We start from the raw sequence: 22,541 nt of genomic DNA on the forward strand, positions 1-22,541 counted from the left end.
TTTAATATTCCCTGTCTCCAAATAGTGCGGTTCCCACACGAATATGGGTTGCACCCTCTTCAATAGCGATTTTAAAATCGCTGGACATGCCCATGGATAAAATAGCCGTCTTGCCACTGGTTCCGACCTGTCTTGCCACCTGTTCATGAATAAGTGTCATCTCTCTAAAAGCCTGTCTGATACGTCCAATATCCGTAGTGAGTGGACCAATGGTCATCAAGCCTTGAAATTCAAGATGAGGCTTCTCAGCACAATACGCGGCCAGCTCCATGGCTTGAACAGGCTCAACCCCCTCTTTATTGGATTCGCCAGAGATATTGATCTCCACAAGAACAGGTATTGTCAGTTCTTGAGCACCAAAGCGTTGATCAATAGCATCCGCAATACGTGTGGAATCAATCGTGTGGATGATATCAACCCTGCCAGGCAGGTACTTTACCTTATTGCTCTGGAGATGCCCGATAAAGTGTCTGACGATGTCTGGGGGATTAAACCCGGGAAATTTATCACGAACTTCCTGGGCTCTATTCTCCCCAAAATCACGCAACCCGGCCTTGTAGGCTTGTTGCATGTCTTCCACGGGCTTCCGCTTGCTGACACCAATCAGGGTGATGTCCTCACTGGCCCGACCAACCCCATGAGCAGCTTCTGCTACTTCATCTTGGATCTGGCTCAGCCGTTCAGCAAAGGTTGAAGGTCCCACGGAACAACTCCCTTATTCGGCTGGCGGTGCTTCTCCCTCACCGTCAAAGATATCTTTTTGCTCAACTTCAGGGGTTTCTCCCTCAACAGAATCAATTTCTGCAGGGTCTTTCTCTTCCTGAACCCGAGTCACTGCAGCAATGGAGTCACCGTCGTCCAGGCGAATCAATTTGACTCCCTGTGTATTCCGACCAATACTGCGAATGGAGGAAACCGGCTGGCGAATGAGCACGCCACGACTGGTAATAATCATGAGGTCATCATTGTCCACAACTTCCAGGAGAGAAACCATACTACCAACCTTGGGTGTGGTCTTGATGGTGATGATACCTTTTCCTGCGCGATTCTGGACACGATAGTTGATCACTTCGGTGCGTTTGCCAAAACCATGCTCAGAAACGGCCAGGACGGTTCCTTCGCGACGGACGACAATCATGCCCACGACGCTATCATTATCGCCTTTGAGTTCAATACCCTTAACTCCCATGGTTTTACGACCGGTGGGACGAATATTGGTCTCGCTAAAGCGAATCGACATGCCATTTCTGGTTCCCAGAATAATGTCATTTTCACCAGAGGTGATCTGTGCATCAATGAGGTGATCATCTTCACGAATGTCTATGGCAAAGATACCACCCTTCATTGGACGGCTATATGCTGTTAAGGCGGTTTTCTTTACCAGACCCTTGGATGTTGCCATGGTGATAAATAGATCTTCTGAGTATTCTCTTACGGCAATATAGGCCTGGACATTTTCGCCCTGATCCACACGCAGCAGGTTGATCAACGCACGTCCGCGGGTTGCTTTGCCAGCCTGTGGAATTTCGTGGACGCGTAACCAATGACATTTTCCACGATCTGTAAAGAACAGGATGTAGTCATGGGTAGAGGCCGTAAAGAGATGCTCGATAAAATCTTCATCTCTGGCCTTAGCCCCCGCTGAACCTCGACCACCACGGTTTTGACGACGATAACCACTCACGGGATAACGTTTGATAAAACCGTTATGAGTAATGGTGATCACCATCTCTTCTTCAGCAATCATATCTTCAATAGTGAAATCCTTGGCGTCAAAAACGATTTCTGTTCGTCGTGGATCACCATAACGCTCCTGAACATCACGAAGTTCCGTTTTAATGATTTCCATCCGGAGACCTACATTGTTGAGGATCTCGTTCAAGCGGGCAATCAACTTGAGTACTTCTGTATACTCATCAATAATTTTCTGGCGTTCCAGACCGGTGAGTTTCTGCAAACGCATGTCCAGAATGGCTTGAGCTTGAATCTCTGACAAACCAAATTTTGAGACGAGGGCCACTTTGGCTTCGGGTGGGTTTTTTGAACCTCGAATGGTCTTGATGATGGCATCAAGGTTATCCAGCGCGATTTTTAAACCTTCTAAGATGTGAGCTCTGGCTTCGGCTTCTCTGAGTTCAAACTGAGTACGCTTTACAATGACTTCGTGGCGAAATTTGACAAACTCAGCGATTACCTCTTTCAAGGTTAGCACCCGGGGTAAACCATTCACCAGTGCCAGCATGATGACACCAAAGGTCTCCTGCATTTGAGTATGCTTGTAAAGCAGATTCAGGACAACTTCTGGAACCACATCGCGTTTTAGCTCGATCACAAGCCGGATACCGTCTTTATCTGATTCATCACGGATATCTGAGATACCCTCAACCTTTTTGGTTCGAACCAGCATGACAATTTTTTCAATAAGCGAAGACTTGTTGACCTGATAAGGGATTTCAGCAATGACCAGGCTATAGCGCCCATTCTTATGCTCTTCGATATTAGCGCGGGCACGGACGGTAATCTTTCCGCGACCTGTTTCGTATGCTTCACGAATACCTGAAGCACCATAAATAATTGCGGCTGTTGGGAAATCAGGACCCTTGATATGTTCCATAAGTTCTTGAACAGTGATTTCGGGATTGTCGATTTGAGCGACGATGGCATCCACCACCTCATTCATATTATGAGGGGGGATATTGGTGGCCATACCGACAGCAATACCACTTGAACCATTCAAAAGCAGGTTGGGAATGACTGCAGCCAGTACGGTGGGCTCTTTAAGGCTTTCATCAAAGTTGGGAATAAATTTTACGGTCTCTTTTTCAAGATCCTTCATCATCTCACTGGAAATCCGCTTCATACGAGCTTCTGTATAACGCATGGCCGCAGCACTATCACCGTCAATTGATCCGAAGTTACCTTGACCATCTACCAGGGGATAACGCAGGGAAAATTCCTGGGTCATGCGTACCATGGAATCGTATACAGCAGAATCACCGTGGGGGTGATACTTACCCATGACGTCTCCAACAATACGAGCACTTTTACGATACGCTCGATTATATCCAACCCCCAACTCCATCATTCCGTAAAGGATACGACGGTGAACGGGTTTTAAACCATCCCGGACATCGGGTAGGGCACGTGAAACAATCACCGACATGGAATAATCCATATAGGATTTTTTCATTTCCTCTTCGATCGATGTGTTCAGTATGTTCTGTCTCTGAATCTCCAACTCAATACCTCTTTATTTCTGTCTTAATCAATTCTTTTATCAGTTTAAGTGCCCCTTCGAGAGCCTCAGGGAGACACACCAGGTGTTATGCTGAGCCTGTCGAAGCATCACGCCACTATTTAAACATCAATATTGGTCACATATTTTGCATGGGACTGAATAAACGCCCGACGTGGTTCGACCACATCACCCATGAGGGTTGAGAAAATCCTGTCTGCTGCAGCTGCATCGTCCAGGTTCACCCGCATCATGGTCCGAACTTCTGGATCCATGGTGGTATTCCATAACTGATCCGGGTTCATCTCTCCTAAACCTTTATACCGTTGAATCTTAGCTCGGGAAGGATCGCCTCCGTCTGTCATCTTTTTGATGGCGATATCCCGCTCATCATCGTCATAGCAGTATTTGTCTTTTTTGCCAACACTCACCCGATAAAGAGGAGGCATGGCAATGTAGACGTACCCTCCGATGATCAATTCTGGGAGATATCTAAACAGGAATGTCAACAGCAAGGTACGAATGTGTGCACCATCGACATCAGCATCAGTCATGATGACAATTTTGTGGTAGCGTAATTTTTCGATGTCGAATTCATCCTTGAATCCGGCGCCAAAGGCAGTGATCATCATCCTGATTTCGTTGTTGCCCAGAATCTTATCAATTCGTGCTTTTTCAGAATTGATGATTTTTCCACGCAAAGGCAGAATTGCCTGGAACCGTCGATCGCGACCCTGCTTGGCAGAGCCTCCAGCAGAATCTCCCTCAACCAGATAAATTTCACACATGGCAGGATCTTTGTTTGAGCAATCAGCCAGTTTTCCCGGTAAGTCGCCACTTTCCAGGGCACTTTTTCGACGGGTTAATTCCCGGGCCTTGCGGGCAGCATCCCTGGCTTGAGCCGCCAGAAGACTTTTCTCGATAACCCTTTTGGCGATGGCCGGATTCCGTTCCATAAATTCATTCAGTTGATCGCTTACGAATGAATCAACAACACCCTTAATATCTCCATTACCCAGCTTGGTTTTGGTTTGACCTTCGAACTGTGGTTCAGCCACTTTAATGGAAATAACGCAGGTTAGACCTTCACGAACATCATCACCACTTAAGGTTGTATTTGTCTTTTTGAACATATTGTTCTTGGTGGCGTAATTGTTCAGCGTTCTGGTCAGAGCAGTTCTTAACCCTGAGAGGTGAGTGCCCCCCTCAATCGTATTGATATTATTGACATAGCTTAAGATATTCTCATTGTAGCTATCATTGTATTGAAAGGCCACATCGATGGGTACATCGTCTTTTTCCCCTTCAAAGGCAATGACCTGAGGGTGAATGGGGTGCTTGTTTTCATTGAGATAGTCGATAAACTGCTTCAACCCACCCTTGTAAAGATAGGTTTCTGATCGTTCTTCTTCATCCCGCTCATCCTTAAGATGGATAGTAAGTCCTTTATTGAGAAAGGCCAGCTCACGAATACGATCTTCCAGTACATCCCAATCGAAAACATGATGAGTAAAAATGGAATCATCTGCCTTGAATGTGACTTTAGTTCCACGTTTTTTGGTTTTGCCAGTTATTCTCATGCCTTCGGATAAAAGACCCCTTTTAAAGTCAGCCTCATAAACGGAACCCTCAAGGTACACTTCTGCACGGAGCCATTCTGCCAGTGCATTTACCACTGAAACGCCCACGCCATGGAGCCCACCGGAAACCTTATAGGAATCCTTGTCAAATTTTCCGCCGGCATGCAGTGAGGTCATAACAACCTCTAGTGCTGGGCGACCCTCTTCTTTGTGCATACCAACAGGGATACCACGCCCGTTATCCTCAACCGTAATGGTCTCACCCTCACCTATAATCACATTGATGGTGTCACAATAACCACCCATGGCCTCATCAATGGAGTTGTCAATCACCTCATATACTAAATGATGAAGACCACGCTTGCCCACATCACCAATGTACATGGCAGGGCGTTTACGAACGGCTTCAAGACCTTTGAGGACGGTAATAGATTCCGCACTATAACTTTTTGCTGCAGGATTTGTTTGATTATCACTCATGTAAACTTGATATCCTTAACTACGGTTTTTGCTAATGCTTCATTAACACTGTTTATTAAATTGCTTTTCATAAATACGAGTTCGTTGCGCCAAACCGGAGAGCTGACTTTCACAAATAGAACACCGTTTTCTATGCGTTCAGCTTCACTAATTTGGGCGATTCTCTCACCAACGATCTCAGCCCAGCGAGAGACGGCCATATTCTGCTGGATCGCTTTATTAATACCCAGATCATTAAAGAGTTGGGTAAATACATTTCCAATACGTTGTGCCTTAGCCATTGGCCTGCATCTTTCCTGCATCAATAATTTGCAGGGTATCTCCCTCGAGCTCGAGACCATGATGTCTCAAGTCTGCCAGGTCTGTGGCTGTGATAAATATTTGATGGCCTCCACGGAGGCTCTCCACAATCATTACACTGCGTTTTACGTCGAGTTCTGCAAATAGATCATCCAGTAAAAACACAGGAGGTTCACCTAGAAAAGTCTCCAGAAAGCGGCCCTCGGCAAATTTGATGGCCACCAATACGAGTTTGTGTTCTCCCTGTGAGCCAAATTTTCTAAGATCTTTGGTGTTGAGGTAGAAGGTGAACATATCACGGTGAGGTCCCCGGGTTGTAGTGCCCTTGCGCATGTCTTCAGCCAGGGAATCCTGATAGGCGCGTCGATATAGACCTTCAAGCTCACCAGCAGTTGTTCTCACGTTGGAGATGAAAGCCATTTTCACGGATTTCTCATCTTCAAGCTCAGCATAGGCCGCATAGAGTAGTTTTTTAAACTCAGCGATATGCTTGCTGCGGGCCTCATGGAGTTGTGCAGAAATTTTGGCACGCTGATCATCCAGGGAAGACATTTGAATTCGGTCAATGGAAGTGCCATCGTTGGCATAACTCTGCAGCAAGGCGTTACGCTGCTTGAGAATGCGGGCATAGATCTGCAGGTTTTCAAGATACCCAGCATCAACCTGGGACAGAAGCTTGTTAAAAAACAAGCGCCTGATTTCAGGGGGTCCAAAGGTTAATTCACTGTCTTCAGGAGTCAGGGAGACCAGCGGGAATCGACCAATTATCTGCGCACGACTCGTGAGGTTCTTGCTGTTAACACTCACTAATTTTTTGCGGGCAGATTCCACTTTAAGACGGACTTCATGATCATTGGCATGACGATCCGCAAAGACACCCTTCAATTGATAGCCTACCCGACCATGTCGGGACAGGTCAGCATCCAATCGGGTTTTAAAACTACGGGTATAGGCAAGGCTGTGGATAGCTTCTAGAATAGTGGTTTTACCAACACCGTTTTCCCCATGGAGAATATTCGTGAAAGCACCAAATTCCATGGAAACCTGCTCGTATTTACGAAAGTCAATCATCGTAAGCGACTTAATCAGCATACCTGGGTTTTGGATGTGGCTTTATGGTTAATCATCACGTATCGATTCAATACCTTATCTCTGCCAGTAATCAAACCGGTCAGTTTTCCCCATGTTTTAGAATCAGTTTGACGACCGGCTGTCCTGCAAAGATAGCTGTCTATCCCTGAAGCCGTATAGGCATTAGGAGCATGACTAATTCTTCTTTTTCTGCCTGTACTTCAGGCAAAATCAATCCAGGACCAATTTCAGAACCCAGCCTGAATACTACACGATCCGTTTCAACGTTTTTGAGCATATCTTTAAGATAAATTGAATTGTATCCCAGGGTCAATTCTTCTCCATCATAGTCAGCCAGGACCTGTTCTTTAGCACTTGTGCTGGCTTCAGGATCTTCAGTAAATACTTCTATATAACCGGGGTGAAGTTTCAAGGCTACCTGGTGAGTTGTACGATTCGAAAAGATGGAAACCCGACGGACGGTGGTGACCAGATCCTTACTGGAAAGGGTGACCGTCTTGTCGTTGGTGGAAGGAATGACACTTCCATAATCCGGGTATTGCTCATCGATCAGACGGCTGAAAATGGTGGCGGTCTCTGTAGCAACAGAGATGTGTTTTTCCCCAACAGACAGATTGATGGTATCACCATCATCCAGAAAGGACTGGATCAGTGATAAAAATTTGGGTGGAACAATGATATTGGCTTCAAAATCGGCGGAGACAAAATCCCGGTTGGTATATTTTACCAGACGGTGTCCGTCCGTGGCAACTGCGCGAATTTCATTGTTCTTCAGTTCAAACAGCACACCAAGTAAGGCAGGCTTCAACTCATCCTTTGAAACAGCAAAGACGGTTTTTTCTACCGTGCGTTTTAAAACCTTGGATTTGATTTCAAGACTTTGAGCTGGACCCAATTCTGGAGCTTCAGGGAAATCCATGGCGGGGCGTCCAACAATTTTGTATGTACCTCCAGTGGTGGAGAGTGTCACACGGCTGTCATCAGACCAGGCAAAGGTGAGTTCTGTATCTGGTAACTCGCTGGTGATTTCCTGGAGCAGACGGACCGGCAAAGCTACGGCACCTTCATCTTCACCCAGGACATTCAGGTCAAGTGTGTAGGTGATTTCGATATCCGTACTACGCATGGAAAGAACATTCCCCTTCACGGTGAAGAGAATGTGGTTGAGAATGGGCATGGTTGAGCGGGTGGGGCTTACGCGAGCCACCTTTTGCAAGCCGTGTAAAAGGGTTGACGAGTCAACGGTAAATTGCATGATTTTGATCTCCGAATGTCGGGTTATTCACTGTCCTGTTTCAAGCAAACCAAACTAAACTTCGATCTGGCCAATTCAAAGCTTGAACCTGTATATTTTAGCCGGCAACCGCAATTTTTCGCCCAAAACACCCCTTTAAAGGCCATGAAACGACCTGAGGCAGGACTGACCCAGGGTAAAACAGGATATTTTCATAGATTTTATACTGTTGAGACCAACTTAACAGGATAGAAGGAAGTACTCCTTGTTGAGAGCCATTCATAGCCTAGTTTTGTAGCATCAGTTCGTGAATTATATGATTGGGATGATTTCTGAAAAAATTTATCACAAAATGGTTTATAAATAATCCGATCCGATTCAGACTTTTTCTGGTTTTTATCGGTATTCTGGCTGGCGTATTGCACCCCTGGTTTAAAAGTGGCATCACTGCAGAATTGTCTGATACAAAAATGATGTTCATGCTGGGATTCTCTACTGTGACTTTCACCTTTATGCTCACCCTGTACCGCAGCCTGCAAAAGCTCTTTCGCAAGGGTGTTGAAATAGAGGGTCGCAAAGTAGATTTTGATGAACGCACCCTGGTCAGGGCTGTAGGCATTTTTTGGTTCCTTCCCTTTGGTTTAAGCTTGCAGGTAGCCACCTTTAGTGCCGGGGCTTCTGACCCACATTTTGGGAAGGTTATGATTATCCAGGGACTGGCCATCAGTCTGGGTGCATGGCTGTCACAGATCATTAAAAAATAGTCCGCTGAGATAAATTTGGACCATTAAACCTGGATACAGGTCTTTTTATATCTTCTGATATAGATTATTATCAACCCGCTAACCACATTTCATGAATAAGCGTTTCTTTTAATCCCCAGAAGCCTCATTTTATAAGATGGAAAAAGCCATGTATGTTGAAATTGTTTTCCCCCTGAGTCTTGACCAGGCCTTTACCTATTCAGTTCCAGAAGAACTGAACGATGTTGTTCAGATAGGACAACGTGTCATTGCTTCCCTGGGTCGACGCAAGCAACAGGGCATGATCATTGGCGTCAAGTCAGATCCACCTGCAGATTTTACCGGCAAATTAAAAAGTTTTGAAAATATCGTTGATCCCGTTCCAGTCTTTGATGATCATCTTATCAATCTTCTAAAATGGATGAGTCGTTACTATTTCACCCCCCTGGGGAAGGTGATCCAATCAGCCATTCCTTCTGATGCCCGCATGAAGAAAGAGATCATCATCCAGGCTACCGCCCTTTTACATGGGGCAGATGAGTTCAGCAACTTTCTAGAGTCAAAGGGTCTGGTGCGCTTATCAACGCTGAAACGAAAATTCGGGGCAGACTTTGCCGTGAACCAGGTAGCGCGCCTGCAAAGACAGGGTCTTCTGGAGCTGGAAAATGAATTCGAGTTCAAAGGAAAAAGAGCCTCAAGTTACCTTGTTATTCCGGATCTGGGGCGGGATTCAGAAATTCCCACCAATGCCAGAGCTCAACAAAAAGCTTTTGATATTCTCAACGATTTCCCTGAGGGTATCCCCCTGGACAAGCTGAGAGATGAGTATGAGGTATATCGCCCGATTATCCATAAACTGGCTGATCGCGGCCTGGTCAGGCTGCAGGAAATTGAACCTGATATTGACCCCCTGAAAGACTATCACCGACCACCGCCTAAAGTTGTCGAACTCAATCATGAACAAACCATTGCCCTGAAAGAGGTGACACGATCTCTGGATGATCATGAGTTTACACCCTACATGCTTTTTGGGGTCGCCGGTAGCGGCAAGACCGAAGTGTATTTGAATGCCACAGCCCACGCTCTGGAACAAGGTCGCTCTGTCATTGTCCTGGTTCCTGAGATTGCCCTGGCTCCTCAAATTGCCTATCGCTTCCAATCACGTTTTGGAAATATTGTAGCGCTCTGGCATTCAGGCCTCAAAGGGGCAGAGCGACTATGGACCTGGCAACAGATTCAGAAAAACAGATTTACCATTGTGGTGGGGGCGCGCTCAGCTGTATTAACGCCCCTTAAAGACCTGGGTCTCATCATTGTGGATGAGGAACAGGAAAACAGCTACAAGCAGCAGGATAACGAACCTCGCTATCATGCTCGTGATGTAGCCCTGGTGCGTGGACAGGAAGAAAAAGCAGTGGTGCTGCTTGGATCGGCGACACCCTCTCTGGAAACCTATTACAACCTGACAACCAACCGTTACAAGGGACTCCATCTCACCAAGCGCTGGGAAAAAGCCAAACCACCCCTAGTGGATCTGGTGGATATGGGTGCCGAACGGGAAGAGACCCGTGATTATACCAGCCCCTTTTCAAGAAAGCTGGTTGCTGCCATCAGAGAGACCCTGGAGAATGGGAAGCAGATCATTTTGTTCCAGAATCGAAGGGGCTACGCTCCTGTTATTACCTGCCGGGACTGCAATTGGACCATGGTTTGTCCCCATGATAATATTTCCCTGACTTATCATAAGATTGGCAACAAGATGCGCTGCCATTTTTGCGATTTTGAAGCGCCGACTCCCATCAGTTGTCCCGAATGTCGTTCCCTGGACCTGAAATTTGGTGGCATGGGAACGCAAATGGTGGAAGAAGCCCTGGAAGCCCAATTTCCAGATGTGCCTGTTTGTCGTATGGATATGGATACAACCCGTGGCAAGGGTGCACACACAAAATTGCTGGGTGATTTCGCCCGCGGGGAGTATAAAATTTTACTGGGAACTCAGATGATCGCCAAAGGTCTTGATTTTGAGAATGTCACCCTGGTGGGAGTCATTAATGCTGATTCAGGCTTGCATTTTCCAGACTTCAGGTCTCGGGAGAAAACCTTTCAACTGGTGTATCAGGTATCTGGTCGCTCAGGTCGTGGAGAGTTCCCCGGTCGTGTAGTTGTTCAGAGTTGGATGCCAGACGATATTTCCATCCAGTGCGCTACCAAAAGTGATGTCAAACTTTTCTATAATGGCGAGTTAAACGATCGCGATCAACTCCAGTACCCACCCTTTTCCAGAATGATTTCTTTTGGATTTATGGGTCGTTCACGTGAGGCGGTAATTCGCCTCGCAGAACATGCCTCAGAGGGATTTAAAAATCAAAAGGTAGTTCAATTATTGGGACCAGCACCTGCCATGATTGAGAAAAGTCACATGGGTTTTCATTGGAAGCTGGTTTTGAAAACCTCAAAAGCAGATGATCCCACAGGCGGTGCGCTCCGGCAGGCTGCAGGACATGTATTGCAAACCACCAAGGACAAATATGTTCGGGTAACTGTAGATGTGGACCCCTATCAAATTCTCTAGTCAATATACCAGGATATTTTTCCTGGCAATGGTGCTGCTTTTTTCAAGTGCACCTCTATCAGGCCAGGCTCTATTTCTGAAGTCAGGTAATCTTTCAATGATGAGCGACAAGGGAGACTCAACGCTTCTGCTTCGAGCGGTAGAATTGATTCGTTTGGAACAGCAGTACTACAAAGCATTGTTTGGTTTACGGCTTGAGGATGAACTGGAAATCAGGTTCTATTACAACCCGGACAAAGTGGGTGCACGATTGCATGCCACGCCGTATTGGAGTGCCGGAATGGCCAGATCTGGTTCAGAGATAGCAATTTTTGGCAGGGATCGAAACCAATGGCTCACAATTTTGAAACACGAACTCTTTCACGCGCTACTCGGCCAGAACGAGGTGAATATACCGGTCTGGTTGAATGAGGGTCTGGCTCAATGGCATGCGGGTCAGATGGACTGGGGCGGCTTTATGGAACTGGGAGGAGCAACGGCCAGGGGAAACCTAATTCCCCTCGTGGATCTAGATGTGATTTTAAGTTTTAACCATAAGCGGGCAAGCCTGGCTTATGGACAGGCTTTGGATGCCACTCGATTTTTAATCAAGCGTCAGGGAGAATCCATCCTGCCTTATCTCCTCCGGGCGGACGACCTAGGGTTTAGAGAACGATTCAAGGCTGAGACAGGAGAAGACCTGGTCGATTTTGAAATCGCCTGGCGTGAGGATCTGGAAGCACGCTTCTGGTTCTTTAAAATTTCCAGAATCCCTGGGGCTCTCTGGGCAATTTCGCCTTTAATTGTTGTATTGGCCTGGTATCTCAAAAAAAGAAAAGGTAAAAAGAAACTGGATGAATGGGAAGAGGAAGAGTCCCTAGAGGATAAACCCAAATATTTTGCTTAACCCGGGACACCTTGGAAACCAATTTTCAGCGAACAGCGTGAGCCAAATTGGTTTCTAGATAATTGGTTTCCAGAAAGGGTAGAGTTACTTGGCTTTAGGCTGGGGTTGATTAAACCAATTTAGCCCCCTGCGGGGTCGGAAATCGGTTTCCAGAGAATGGGTTTCCAGGCAGTGTGAAAATATTGGCTTTTAGTAGTGGTTGTGGTTAAACCAATTTAGCCCCCTTCGGGGTCGGAAATTGGTTTAATCAGTTTTAATCTGCTGCAAATAAGTTTTTGTTTGACGGATTTGTTCTATATTCGCTAAACCCCAATATCATATGACAAAGGAAATTATCATGGCTTTAAGCTTTGATAAACGTGACTTGACGCCTGGATGTCTCATTCATGTTTACAATCGAGGAAACAATAAAATGATCATCTATAAATCGAATGCTGATTATAAATGGTTTTTGAATAAGGCTGAGTATTTAAGAATAAATGATCACTTTGACGTAATCGCATTTTGCTTAATGCCAAATCACTTTCACTTTTTGCTGAATACTAAGACAGAAGACAGCCTAAGTAAGTTTTTTCACCGCCTTCAACTAGCCTATGCAAAGTATTTTAATCGGAAATACTCACATTCAGGCCATGTTTTCGGGGGACCTTTCAAAACAGATGTGTTTAGGGATGAGCACCATGTGACAGAAATAGCCCGTTATATTCACATGAATCCAGTATCAGCCGGATTGATCACAAGACCAGAGAATTGGAAGTGGTCAAACTATAAACAGTTAATTAACTATGAAATAGATCTGGGTAGCTCATTTTACAGCGAGATTTACGGCGGATTTGTTGAGTACAAACTGTTTGTTGAAAGTCAGCTAAAAGAAACCAATTTTCAGCGAACGGAGTGAGCCAAATTGGTTTCTAGATAATTGGTTTCCAGAAAGGGTAGAGTTACTTGGCTTTAGGCTGGGGTTGATAAACCAATTTAGCCCCCTGCGGGGTCGGAAATTGGTTTCTCTTAACCCGAATCTATTTCATATTGGAGATTTACACTGGGGGCACAAACAGGAGATATTCATGAAGCAAATCATCGTACTGTTTTTAATCAGCATTTTATCAATTGGCGTGGCTGTCGGTCAGGCCTCACCGGATCCCCGCATTAAGCAGGCTCAACAGCTAGAGACAGAAAAAAAGACCAAGGAAGCTTTCAAGCTGTATGAGGAAATCCACAAAAGCACACCAGACAATAACGCCATCACTTATAAACTTGGGTCTATGGCCCACAGCGAGGGAAACTATAAAAAAGCCATAAAATATTATGAGCAACTGGCACCAAATGATAACCCAAACGTGTTATATAACCTAGCTTGTTCCTATGCCATGCATGGCAAGGAGAGGAAGGCTCTGGCAGTTCTGGAATCAGCAGTTGAGAAGGGGTTTACGCAACTGGGACTCATGAAAACGGATCCTGATCTGGCCAGTATCAGAGATAGTGAGGATTTTGAAGCTATATCCAGGTCGGTGAAATCCATCGAAAATGAACCTGAAGCTAAAAAGTTTGATTTCTGGGTGGGGGAATGGAATGTTTTTGGCCAGACAGGTGTAAAAGTCGGTCAAAGTAGTATTCAAAAGATTCTCAAGGGTAATGTCATCTTGGAAAATTGGAGTGGGGCTGGTGGTATTGAAGGCAAAAGTTTTAATCATTACCACATGGAAACAGGCCGTTGGATTCAATATTGGGTTGATCAAAACGCTGATAGGATTTATTTCGAAGGCAATTTTGATCCCGAACAGAACGCCATGGTGTACTTTGAGCAAGTGGACAAGGATTCTCAGGAGCCCTTACGACGACTCACCTTTTTCAATATATCACCTGACAGTGTGAGACAATTTTCACAACTTAGTTCAGATTATGGAAAAAACTGGAATGTGGAATATGATTTCATGTATGTCCGCAAACCTTAAGGAATATTTATGTCCCAAACTATCACCGTCATTGGCTCTACGGGTCTCATTGGATTACAATTTCTAAGCAACATCTCTGAGGGCGAGTACAAGGGTGTCACTGCTATCACACGCCGAGAAATCCCCACCTTGTCTGACAAACCATTTATTCATCAGGCCATCCATGACTTCTCCGACCTGGAAAGCATGCGAGCCGATTTAAAAACAGATGTACTGGTCTGCACGCTGGGCACCACAATTAAGACAGCAGGTTCCCAGGAACGCTTTTTCGAGATTGATCACAATATTCCCCTGGCCCTGGCGAAAATGGCTCGGGAAGAAGGATGTCAAACGTTTATCCTGGTGTCATCCCTGGGGGCAAACGCCAACTCCAAAATCTTTTACTCCCGTGTTAAGGGTCAACTTGAGGTGGCTCTGAAGGAGGTAGGATTTAAGCAATTACACATCCTGAGACCAAGTATGTTGCTTGGAAATAGACAGGAAAGTCGTCCTGGTGAATTTATTGGTAAACTCATTATGACGCCCCTGTCCTTCCTCATTCCCTGGAATTATAAACCCATACAGGCCAGTACAGTTGCGGCTAAAATACGTGAACTCATATCCACCGGGGGTTCAGGAACTTCAATCTGGACAGGTAAAGAACTCTTCCATAAAAATTGATCCAGAGCACAACCTGGATTTAAGTGTGAGCACAAACACAACATGAGGTTGTCTTTCTTCTCATATTGTTCTCAGGCGGGGCAAACCTGGAGGATGGAGAAATGGATGATAACAAACATTACGGTTTTCAGCTGTTTATTCTTATTGCCACGCTGGTCTTGGTTGTGGGTATCACCCGACTGTAAAAACTTCCCCTGGCCTTCTAAGAAAGCCACTGCCTGTTTTAGCTCCTAGTTCAGGGCAACGATTAGTTCTGTAAGTCTAAAAAACTCCAAAGGGCTGAGTTGCTCAGGTCTTAAATTCAAATCGAATTGATTCTCAATGCTGGCCTTGTCCTTCAGGACGGCTTTCAGGCTGTTACGCAAGGTTTTTCGGCGTTGATTGAAGGATGTTCTTACCACCTGGCGCAGGTGGGGCTCAAGCTCGGCTGAAACGGGATTCTCTTCATCGAAGGAGAAGCGTACAAAGCAGGAATCCACATCAGGCACGGGGTGAAAAACATGGCGACTTATATCGAATAAGTATTCAGTTTTAGCAAACAGGGCTGCATAGACAGATAGAATTCCATACTGTTTGGAACCATGGGGAGCAACCAGTCGCTTGCCCACTTCTTTTTGCATGAGAAAGTGGACATCCCCGATGCGTTCGTGGTATTCAAAGGCCTGGAGTATCAATTGAGAGGTGATGTAATACGGAATGTTGCCCATGAGTCTAAATTTGCCCAGTTCTGGAGGCGGTGTCCATTTTAAGAAATCTTTGTATTCAAATGAAAAGGAGTGGATGTCATCTCGAATGGGTTCTAAATATTCTGCCATTCGAGGATCGAGTTCAATGGCATGAAGTCGCTTAACCCGGGAAGCAAAAAGGCGCGTGAGGGCGCCAGATCCAGGACCAATTTCAACCATGGTGTCATCTGGCTGGGGGTTGACAGTTCGAACCAATTTTTCCAGCATGGATGGGTCAGTAATAAAATTTTGGCCCCATTTTTTAAAGGCCCGGAGATCTGGTCTTAAACCCATTATGATATATTCAATTTTATGCGATGGCTTGTGGGGGGCGCAATGCATTGCGCCTTTACGAAAACATTGGGAAAAAGGGGGCTATGATAAATCATTCAACCCGAAGAATATTTCAGCATTTTGGGTGGTTGTTTGAGCTAGCAGCTCAATATTTATATCTCGTAAGGCAGCAATTTTCTCAGCAATATATGGGATATATTTAGGTTCATTTGGGCGTTTGCCCCGATGGGGCACAGGCGTTAGGAATGGACTGTCAGTTTCCAGCATGAGACGCTCCAGGGGCATTCTTGTAGCAACATCCTGAACGGCTTCATTTTTCTTAAAAGTCACAGTTCCAGTAAATGAAATATGATAGCCCTTATCTAAAAGGGGTTTCGCGATATTCCAGGGTGAGGGCCAGCAGTGAAAAACACCCCTGGTGTTTCCATGCTCAAGAATTTGTTGAACAATGTCCTGATCTGCTTCCCGATTATGAATGATCGCCGGCTTGCCTGTTGCCAAAGCCAGATCAAGATGATCCCGGAAAAATCTTTTTTGTAAATCCACAGGTGAGTCATCCCAGTAATAATCCAGACCCGTTTCACCCACAGCCACCACTTTGGGATGTGAGAGCATATCAACAATTTCTTTTTCCCAGTTTTTGGGTGCCGTGGAACAATCGTTGGGGTGAATACCTGCAGCAGCAAAAAGTTGAGGGTGATCCTCGGCCAGACGAATGGCGATTTCTGATGTTGGGAGATCGATACCGACCACAACCATTTTATTAATGCCCTGCTCCGCTGCAGCATCCAGAACCTCATTCGTTCTATCCAGAAGAGGCTCAATGTTCAAGTGGCAATGGGTATCAATGAAGTTCATGTTAGGAGTTAGGAGTTAGGAGTTAGGAGTTGTTGAAATCCAGGTTGTGTCGAAAACGAGCGTAGGTACGAGAGAGAAAAGAAGATTGAGTACCACCTAACCTCTAACATCTAACTTTTAACGGACCTTGGATCCCGGCTCAACATTTTTTAATGGAATCAGCGGAGAAACGGTTTTGCCATCGTCAGCAGCCAGAATCATTCCCTGAGAAAGTTCCCCACGAATTGTGGCCGGTTTCAAATTGGCTATGATGGAGACAGACTTGCCGATCAAATCTTCAGGAGCATAGTGTTCTGCGATACCAGCAATAACCTGGCGTTGTTCAGCACCTAGATCAACCTGCAGCTTCAAGAGTTTATCAGCATTTGGATGTTTTTCAGCCTTGATGATTTTGGCAACCCGGATATCCATTTTCATGAAATCGTCAAAGCTCACTTCATCTTTAAGAACCAATTTCTCTGGCTCTTCTTCAGGCGTTTCCTTGACTTCGATACGGGGAAAAAGGCCATCGGTTTTACCCAGTTTTACACCTGGTTTAATGTGTCCCCAATCAAACCAGCCTGGTTCACTGAGACGAGCCTGAGCAGAAGTACCCATGACCTCCAGCAGGCGTGATATTTTCTCCGGCATAACAGGATAAAGATGAACTGCACTAAGACGTAAAGCTTCAGCAGCATTGTAGAGCACGGCGCCAGCCCGTTCTTTCTCGGTCTTCATCAATTTCCAGGGAGCGGTCTCTTCCAGATAACGATTGATTTCACGCAACACATCGAAAACATGGGTGATAGCGTAATTCACTCTCATTTGATCCAGCTCGGAGCTAACCTTTTCACGTAAAGCAGCCACATGCTGTGCCAGATCTGAATCCTCAGGCATGGTTTCACCGGGGTCGGGTAGGATGAAATCAAAATTACGTCCCAGCAGCTTGGTAATACGATTGACCATATTCCCCAGATCATTCGCCAGGTCAGAGTTATAGCGGCTGATAAAACCATCCATGGTAAAGCTGGCATCTTGACCAGGGGTCATTTCCCGCATGAGGAAATATCTTAAGGCATCAACGCCATATTCATTGGCAAGATCCAGCGGACGAACAACATTGCCTAGCGATTTGGACATTTTGGCATCGCCCATAAGCCACCAACCATGAGCAAAAATAGTTTTAGGGAGGGGCAGGTCTGCAGCCATGAGCATGGTTGGCCAATATACCGCATGTGTGGTCAGGATATCTTTTCCAATAAGGTGGAAATCTACTGGCCACCACTTTTTGAAAGTTTCTTCATGATTTGGATAACCTATGGCAGAGATGTAATTGGTCAAAGCATCAAACCAGACATAGGTGACATACTCATCATCAAAGGGCAGTTCAATTCCCCAGTTGAGTCGCGCTTTAGGGCGTGAGATACACAGATCACCCAGTTCTTGACGCAAAAACCCCAAAACTTCATTTTTACGAAAGGCCGGTTGAATGAAATCAGGATTATCATGGATGTAATTGATCAAATTTTCCTGGTAGGCTGACATTTTGAACCAGTAATTGGTTTCGGATAGACGTTTTACATCTCGCCACTCTCCTTCTTCGTACTCTTTATCAGTCAAGAACCGTTCTTCAGCAACAGAATACCAGCCCTCGTAGGTGTCCTTATAGATCAGACCTTTATCCCATAACTTCTGAAGTAAAAAGCTGACCACAGATTTGTGATTGTCCTGAGTCGTACGAATAAATTGATCATATTGAATGTTCAGGGCGTCCCACTTCTCCTGGAAGCGAACCACATATTCATCAACATGCTCCTGGGGTGTCACGCCTCTCTTTTCGGCGGCCTGTTGGACTTTCTGGCCATGCTCATCGGTCCCGGTTAAGAAATAGGTTTCGTCCCCCAGAGCTCGATGAAAACGAGCCACCACATCTGCCAGAATCGTCGTGTAAGCGTGACCAATATGGGGTTCATCATTTACATAGTAAATAGGGGTCGTAACGTAAAAGCGGGACATGGGGTCTTAGTTCTTTCTCTCTTTATAATCAGCATCCATATGCTTGAGGGCTTTTTTGATGGTTTCCAGGTCATGCACTTCGATACCACCCTGCTCATACGAAACGGTACACCGTCCATTGAGAACATCATTTGAAATAATGGTACCAAGCCCTTCTTTGGTCTCCAAAGGAAGACCGACAGAAGGAAAATCTTTCATGGCTTCATGATAAAAATCCCATTCAAAACGTAGACAGCATTTCAGTTTTCCGCATGCGCCACTGAGCTTGCTGGGATTAATGGGCAGGTTTTGATCTTTGGCATACTGGGTAGTTACAGGCTCAAATCCATCCATAAATCGGGAACAACAGATCTGTTGACCGCAAGGACCCTGACCATCTAAGCGACGGGCATAATCACGAACGCCAATTTGCCGCATTTCTATGCGTGTTCGAAATTCATAAGCCAGATCTTTGACGAGCTGCCGAAAATCCACCCGTTCTTCTGCTGTATAAAAAAAGGTCATTTTGCGACGATCAAGCTGATATTCAACATCAACCAGCTTCATTTTCAGTCCATTTTTCGCTATGAGATCCAGACCCCGACTGAAAGCCTGTGGTTCATCACGTCGATTATCGTGATGTGTACCTATTTCGGTATCATTGGCCTTGCGGAGGAGATTGTGAATAGACTCGCCATTTTTGCGGTTATTAAACTCAGGCTCAGTGCTGGGGCATCGGTTACAGCCCTCAACCTTATTGCAGATAGGCGTAACGATGCCAATGTCTTCACCAAGCTCGGTTTCAACAACAACATAGTCGCCAGATTTAAGAGCGAGACTTAGGGTATTGGTAAAAGTATCACGGCGATTGCCCTTGAAACTTACCTTTATCAATCCTGGTGGTTTGGGTTCACCCTCCTGAGAGGGCATGGGGTTTTGCTGTGCATATTGCGTCATATATTTATATCCTGACCATGGGTCCGGGGACCGCTGGTTCTATTCTTTTACCCTCAATCCTGCGTTGCTTGTCCGCGCAGGTGTTTGCGTAGTTCGAAAAATAAGGCAGTAATTGCGAGCTGCAAATGAACTTTACGAGCTAATGCGTCCTTTGTGCTCTCGATCGCTTTGATAGCAGCATGGCTATCACATTCGGGAAACAACTTTTGCATTTGTTGTACCTGGGTCACCCATAGAGCCGTTTCACCTGGTTTGATATCAAGGGCTACATCTCTGAAAAAGAGGATGAGGAGGGATAGAAATTGCTGTCTCGAATCATCATTCTCCAGATCCTTATCCTTAAGGAGTAGCGTTTGTTTGTGTACCGAAACAAAATCTTCGCGGGCCAGTGTGTTCAGGGTTGCACGTATACGATCCAGCCAAAAGGTGTTATCCTGCTCTGCATAGGTATGAGCTGCTGCCAGGTCTCCCATGGCCATACGAGCACTGATCTCAGCTTGTACAGCATCAACGCCCTTCTTGGTCACCAGGTCATCCCGGATGAGCATCCAGCTCAATTCAGGAATATGATGCATGGCACAGCGGGAGCGAATTGTATCAGGTAAGCGATCTGGGAATTCGGTGGTGAGGAGAAATACCGTTCCTTCTGGTGGTTCTTCTAAAATCTTTAACAGGGCGTTGGCTGCTTCCACATTCATCAGATGAGCACGGAGAATAATAACAACTCGGATACTTCCAGTATCATGAGCCAGATAAATATCTTTTCTCAATTTACGAATAGCTGCGATTCTGATGTCATTAGCGCCATCAATCTGAAGATGATAGTAGGGCCATTTGACTTTTTTTGCCAACTCTTCGTTTATCAAAGCCATCTCCCCCTCCTTGATACCGGAAAAGGGGTCGGTGTGGCTGGGGGAACGTCGTGGCAGGGCAAAGATGAGATATAAAGCGGGATGCTCAAAGTTCTGCATCTGGCGACAGGCTGAACATACGCCACAGGGTTTATTGTTTTCTGCCTTGCAATTGAGGGTGGTGGCAATGGTCATGGCCATGGCGTCTTTGCCAACGCCAGAATGTCCACTAAGAATGTGGGCATGACCCAAACGACCAGAGCGTATAAGAGACTCCCAATACCTGAGCGTCTGGTCCTGTCCTATTAGATGGTATAGATTTAGCGTTTCAGCCACTTCAGGGGATCTACCTTATCTTTTCCGCGCCAGACTTCAAAATGCAACCGTGCTCCATCAAGACTACCCGTGTCGCTGACCTGGGCAATGACCTGATCCCGGAGCACATATCCGTTCATATTAACCAGAATATTATCTATGTGAGCATAAACAGTATAGTAACTGGAGCCATGCCCAACAATAATCGTGTTACCATAGCCTGGAATCCAGGTTATAGCTATCACTTTACCAGGCATAACCGCTTTGACATTGGTCCCCTTGGGAGCCTGTATATCTATGCCAGGATTGGTTGTAACGGTTCCCAGTTTTTCATTTTTATGGGGTCCAAAACGACCCACGAGTTTTCCCTGGACGGGCCAGCTTAGCTTGCCTTTGGCCTCTGCGAATAGCCTGGCTGCCCGCTCTGGGGTTATTCCCAAGCTATTGGCTAAATCACGAAGTATTTGTTGTTTTTGCTTCTCAAAATCCTGGATCATGCCCTCAACCTGTTTGGCCGCAGCCCGCTTGGTTTTTACCTGCTGCTGCATGCTTTTACGATCGCGCTTCAAGGTGTTGAGCTTGGATTCTTTTTTCTTTTGTTGAGCGGAGATTTGGCGACTTGCCTGGTCTTCCTCACGAATGTTGCGTTTGACCTCTCCCAGTCGACGTTCAAGATTATTCTGATCAATTCTGTTGGTTCTAATCATAATCTGGAGCTCACTTAACGTGATTTTTTCAGCATCATTGATAGCAGACAGATAAGTAGAGCGTCGCAGCGCCTGATGAATATCTCCAGAGGTTAACAAGAGGTCGATATCACGATTTTGCCCTAATTTATACGCTCGGACAGCTCTCCTGGCTGCACGCTCTTTCATTACCTTGATTTTTTGATCAGTAGTTTGAATGGTCTCGTTGAGAAGACTTATTTGATCCTCTTTGAGTCGTCGTTCTTTTTGCAGCTCTCGTTTTAACTGAGTAACCATGGCGATTTGCTTATCCAGGTTTTGAATTTGCTTCAGCGTCGCCTTTTCATCTTTTTGGGTTTTATTTATTTTTGAATTCAGACGATCGATTTCTTTACGAATCTCTTTGAGTTTTTTGGACTGAGAGTTAATGCTTTGATCAAGATCTTCAGTCTGACCATAGGACACACAAAAGGAAATGAGAATAGAGAGTAATATATAGACTGCTTTTTTCATCAGCGCTTAAACTAAGTGAATTCAACTGAAAGCAATAGACCAAAACATTGGGATTATTGCTTTTGAAAAAGTGGATGTTGCCTTTGATTTTATCCGCCTTCGCAAACTTGCGAACCAAAGACCCATCGAAGTGATGCCTGCGGGGGCCCCTGACAGAAATGGTTGGATTATTCGGTGAAGCTCAGGCAGAATTCAATGAAACGAGGTGGGGAAAAAGTTGAGATACAGCAGAAAATGATTGTTTGCTTTTAGATTTGATGGTCCAATATTCCACGCAATAGTCAGGAAAGTCCAATTGGAACAAAAGTGCTAAACACAGGAAACCGTGTAAGAGCCTGACGAGTAGGAAGCCGCCTCAGGCGGTATGTTTTAAGAATGAGGTATATGTACAAATGGCTGAAGAATTAGTCAACGGTGTGGTAAAGTGGTTCAATGACGAAAAGGGTTACGGATTTATTCAGCAGGAAGATGGTCCGGATGTGTTCGTTCACTACCGTGCAATTAACTCAGAGGGACGTCGTTCTTTAAAAGAAGGACAAAGCGTCACTTTTAGCGTTTCTCAGGGCGAAAAAGGTCCACAGGCAGATAACGTTACTCCTGTTTGATTCTTATCTAAGAAATCAATTAAAGC

The 22,541-nt window shown here is 45.5% G+C and carries 19 protein-coding genes; 7 read left to right on the plus strand and 12 right to left on the minus strand.

The genetic code is table 11. The annotated features are described in order from the left end of the window. Position 1: 1 nt before the first annotated feature. From ISR87_06725 to dnaN, 6 genes are all read right to left on the minus strand, one after another. Complete coding sequence (locus ISR87_06725; GenBank protein MBL7025135.1) at positions 2-703, minus strand: YggS family pyridoxal phosphate-dependent enzyme; 702 nt, start codon at positions 701-703, stop codon at positions 2-4. 12 nt (positions 704-715) lie between these two features. Then, complete coding sequence (gene gyrA, locus ISR87_06730; protein MBL7025136.1) at positions 716-3,232, minus strand: DNA gyrase subunit A; 2,517 nt, start codon at positions 3,230-3,232, stop codon at positions 716-718. Positions 3,233-3,357: 125 nt separating this feature from the next. After that, positions 3,358-5,295 (minus strand): DNA topoisomerase (ATP-hydrolyzing) subunit B, encoded by a 1,938-nt coding sequence (gene gyrB, locus ISR87_06735; GenBank protein MBL7025137.1) that lies wholly within the window; start codon positions 5,293-5,295, stop codon positions 3,358-3,360. Continuing rightward, complete coding sequence (locus ISR87_06740) at positions 5,292-5,576, minus strand: DUF721 domain-containing protein (protein ID MBL7025138.1); 285 nt, start codon at positions 5,574-5,576, stop codon at positions 5,292-5,294. The genes gyrB and ISR87_06740 overlap by 4 nt, the downstream gene beginning before the upstream one ends. Next, positions 5,569-6,666, minus strand: coding sequence for a DNA replication and repair protein RecF (recF, locus tag ISR87_06745; protein ID MBL7025139.1), 1,098 nt, complete (start codon positions 6,664-6,666; stop codon positions 5,569-5,571). The genes ISR87_06740 and recF overlap by 8 nt, the downstream gene beginning before the upstream one ends. A gap of 160 nt (positions 6,667-6,826) precedes the next feature. Beyond that, positions 6,827-7,942 (minus strand): DNA polymerase III subunit beta, encoded by a 1,116-nt coding sequence (gene dnaN / locus ISR87_06750; protein MBL7025140.1) that lies wholly within the window; start codon positions 7,940-7,942, stop codon positions 6,827-6,829. Positions 7,943-8,340: 398 nt separating this feature from the next. Between dnaN and ISR87_06755 the strand changes: the two genes are divergently transcribed. From ISR87_06755 to ISR87_06780, 6 genes are all read left to right on the plus strand, one after another. Further along, positions 8,341-8,685 (plus strand): hypothetical protein, encoded by a 345-nt coding sequence (locus ISR87_06755; protein ID MBL7025141.1) that lies wholly within the window; start codon positions 8,341-8,343, stop codon positions 8,683-8,685. A gap of 148 nt (positions 8,686-8,833) precedes the next feature. After that, a complete protein-coding gene (gene priA, locus ISR87_06760; GenBank protein ID MBL7025142.1) occupies positions 8,834-11,236 on the plus strand; it encodes a primosomal protein N' in 2,403 nt (800 codons plus the stop codon). A gap of 28 nt (positions 11,237-11,264) precedes the next feature. Further along, entirely contained in the window at positions 11,265-12,122 is an 858-nt protein-coding gene (locus ISR87_06765; protein ID MBL7025143.1) for a hypothetical protein, read from the plus strand. Positions 12,123-12,459: 337 nt separating this feature from the next. Further along, complete coding sequence (locus ISR87_06770) at positions 12,460-13,020, plus strand: transposase (GenBank protein ID MBL7025144.1); 561 nt, start codon at positions 12,460-12,462, stop codon at positions 13,018-13,020. 169 nt (positions 13,021-13,189) lie between these two features. Beyond that, a complete protein-coding gene (locus ISR87_06775) occupies positions 13,190-14,077 on the plus strand; it encodes a tetratricopeptide repeat protein (protein ID MBL7025145.1) in 888 nt (295 codons plus the stop codon). A 9-nt stretch (positions 14,078-14,086) separates the two neighbouring features. After that, the gene (locus ISR87_06780) at positions 14,087-14,737 is read left to right on the plus strand and encodes an NAD-dependent epimerase/dehydratase family protein (GenBank protein ID MBL7025146.1); all 651 of its coding nucleotides are present in this window, start codon (positions 14,087-14,089) and stop codon (positions 14,735-14,737) included. 230 nt (positions 14,738-14,967) lie between these two features. Here the strand turns inward: ISR87_06780 and rsmA are convergent, their stop codons facing one another. The 6 genes from rsmA to ISR87_06810 form a co-directional block, all read right to left on the minus strand. Beyond that, positions 14,968-15,756: a ribosomal RNA small subunit methyltransferase A gene (rsmA, locus tag ISR87_06785; protein MBL7025147.1), complete on the minus strand. Its 789-nt coding sequence runs from the start codon at positions 15,754-15,756 to the stop codon at positions 14,968-14,970. 81 nt (positions 15,757-15,837) lie between these two features. Further along, on the minus strand, positions 15,838-16,587 hold the full coding sequence (locus ISR87_06790; protein MBL7025148.1) for a TatD family hydrolase: 750 nt from the start codon (positions 16,585-16,587) through the stop codon (positions 15,838-15,840). A gap of 144 nt (positions 16,588-16,731) precedes the next feature. Then, positions 16,732-18,609, minus strand: coding sequence for a methionine--tRNA ligase (gene metG / locus ISR87_06795; protein ID MBL7025149.1), 1,878 nt, complete (start codon positions 18,607-18,609; stop codon positions 16,732-16,734). 6 nt (positions 18,610-18,615) lie between these two features. Further along, positions 18,616-19,545 (minus strand): hypothetical protein, encoded by a 930-nt coding sequence (locus ISR87_06800; GenBank protein MBL7025150.1) that lies wholly within the window; start codon positions 19,543-19,545, stop codon positions 18,616-18,618. A gap of 53 nt (positions 19,546-19,598) precedes the next feature. Continuing rightward, on the minus strand, positions 19,599-20,732 hold the full coding sequence (locus ISR87_06805) for a hypothetical protein (protein MBL7025151.1): 1,134 nt from the start codon (positions 20,730-20,732) through the stop codon (positions 19,599-19,601). Beyond that, positions 20,717-21,910: a peptidoglycan DD-metalloendopeptidase family protein gene (locus ISR87_06810; protein MBL7025152.1), complete on the minus strand. Its 1,194-nt coding sequence runs from the start codon at positions 21,908-21,910 to the stop codon at positions 20,717-20,719. Before ISR87_06810 ends, ISR87_06805 begins: the two co-directional genes overlap by 16 nt. A gap of 392 nt (positions 21,911-22,302) precedes the next feature. Between ISR87_06810 and ISR87_06815 the strand changes: the two genes are divergently transcribed. Continuing rightward, positions 22,303-22,515 carry a cold shock domain-containing protein gene (locus ISR87_06815; GenBank protein MBL7025153.1) on the plus strand — a complete coding sequence of 71 codons (213 nt, stop codon included), beginning with the start codon at positions 22,303-22,305 and terminating at the stop codon, positions 22,513-22,515. Positions 22,516-22,541 lie beyond the last annotated feature (26 nt).

The organism is Candidatus Neomarinimicrobiota bacterium (genome assembly GCA_016784545.1).
In the GTDB taxonomy this organism is placed as follows: Bacteria; Fidelibacterota; UBA8477; order UBA8477; family JABMPR01; genus JABMPR01.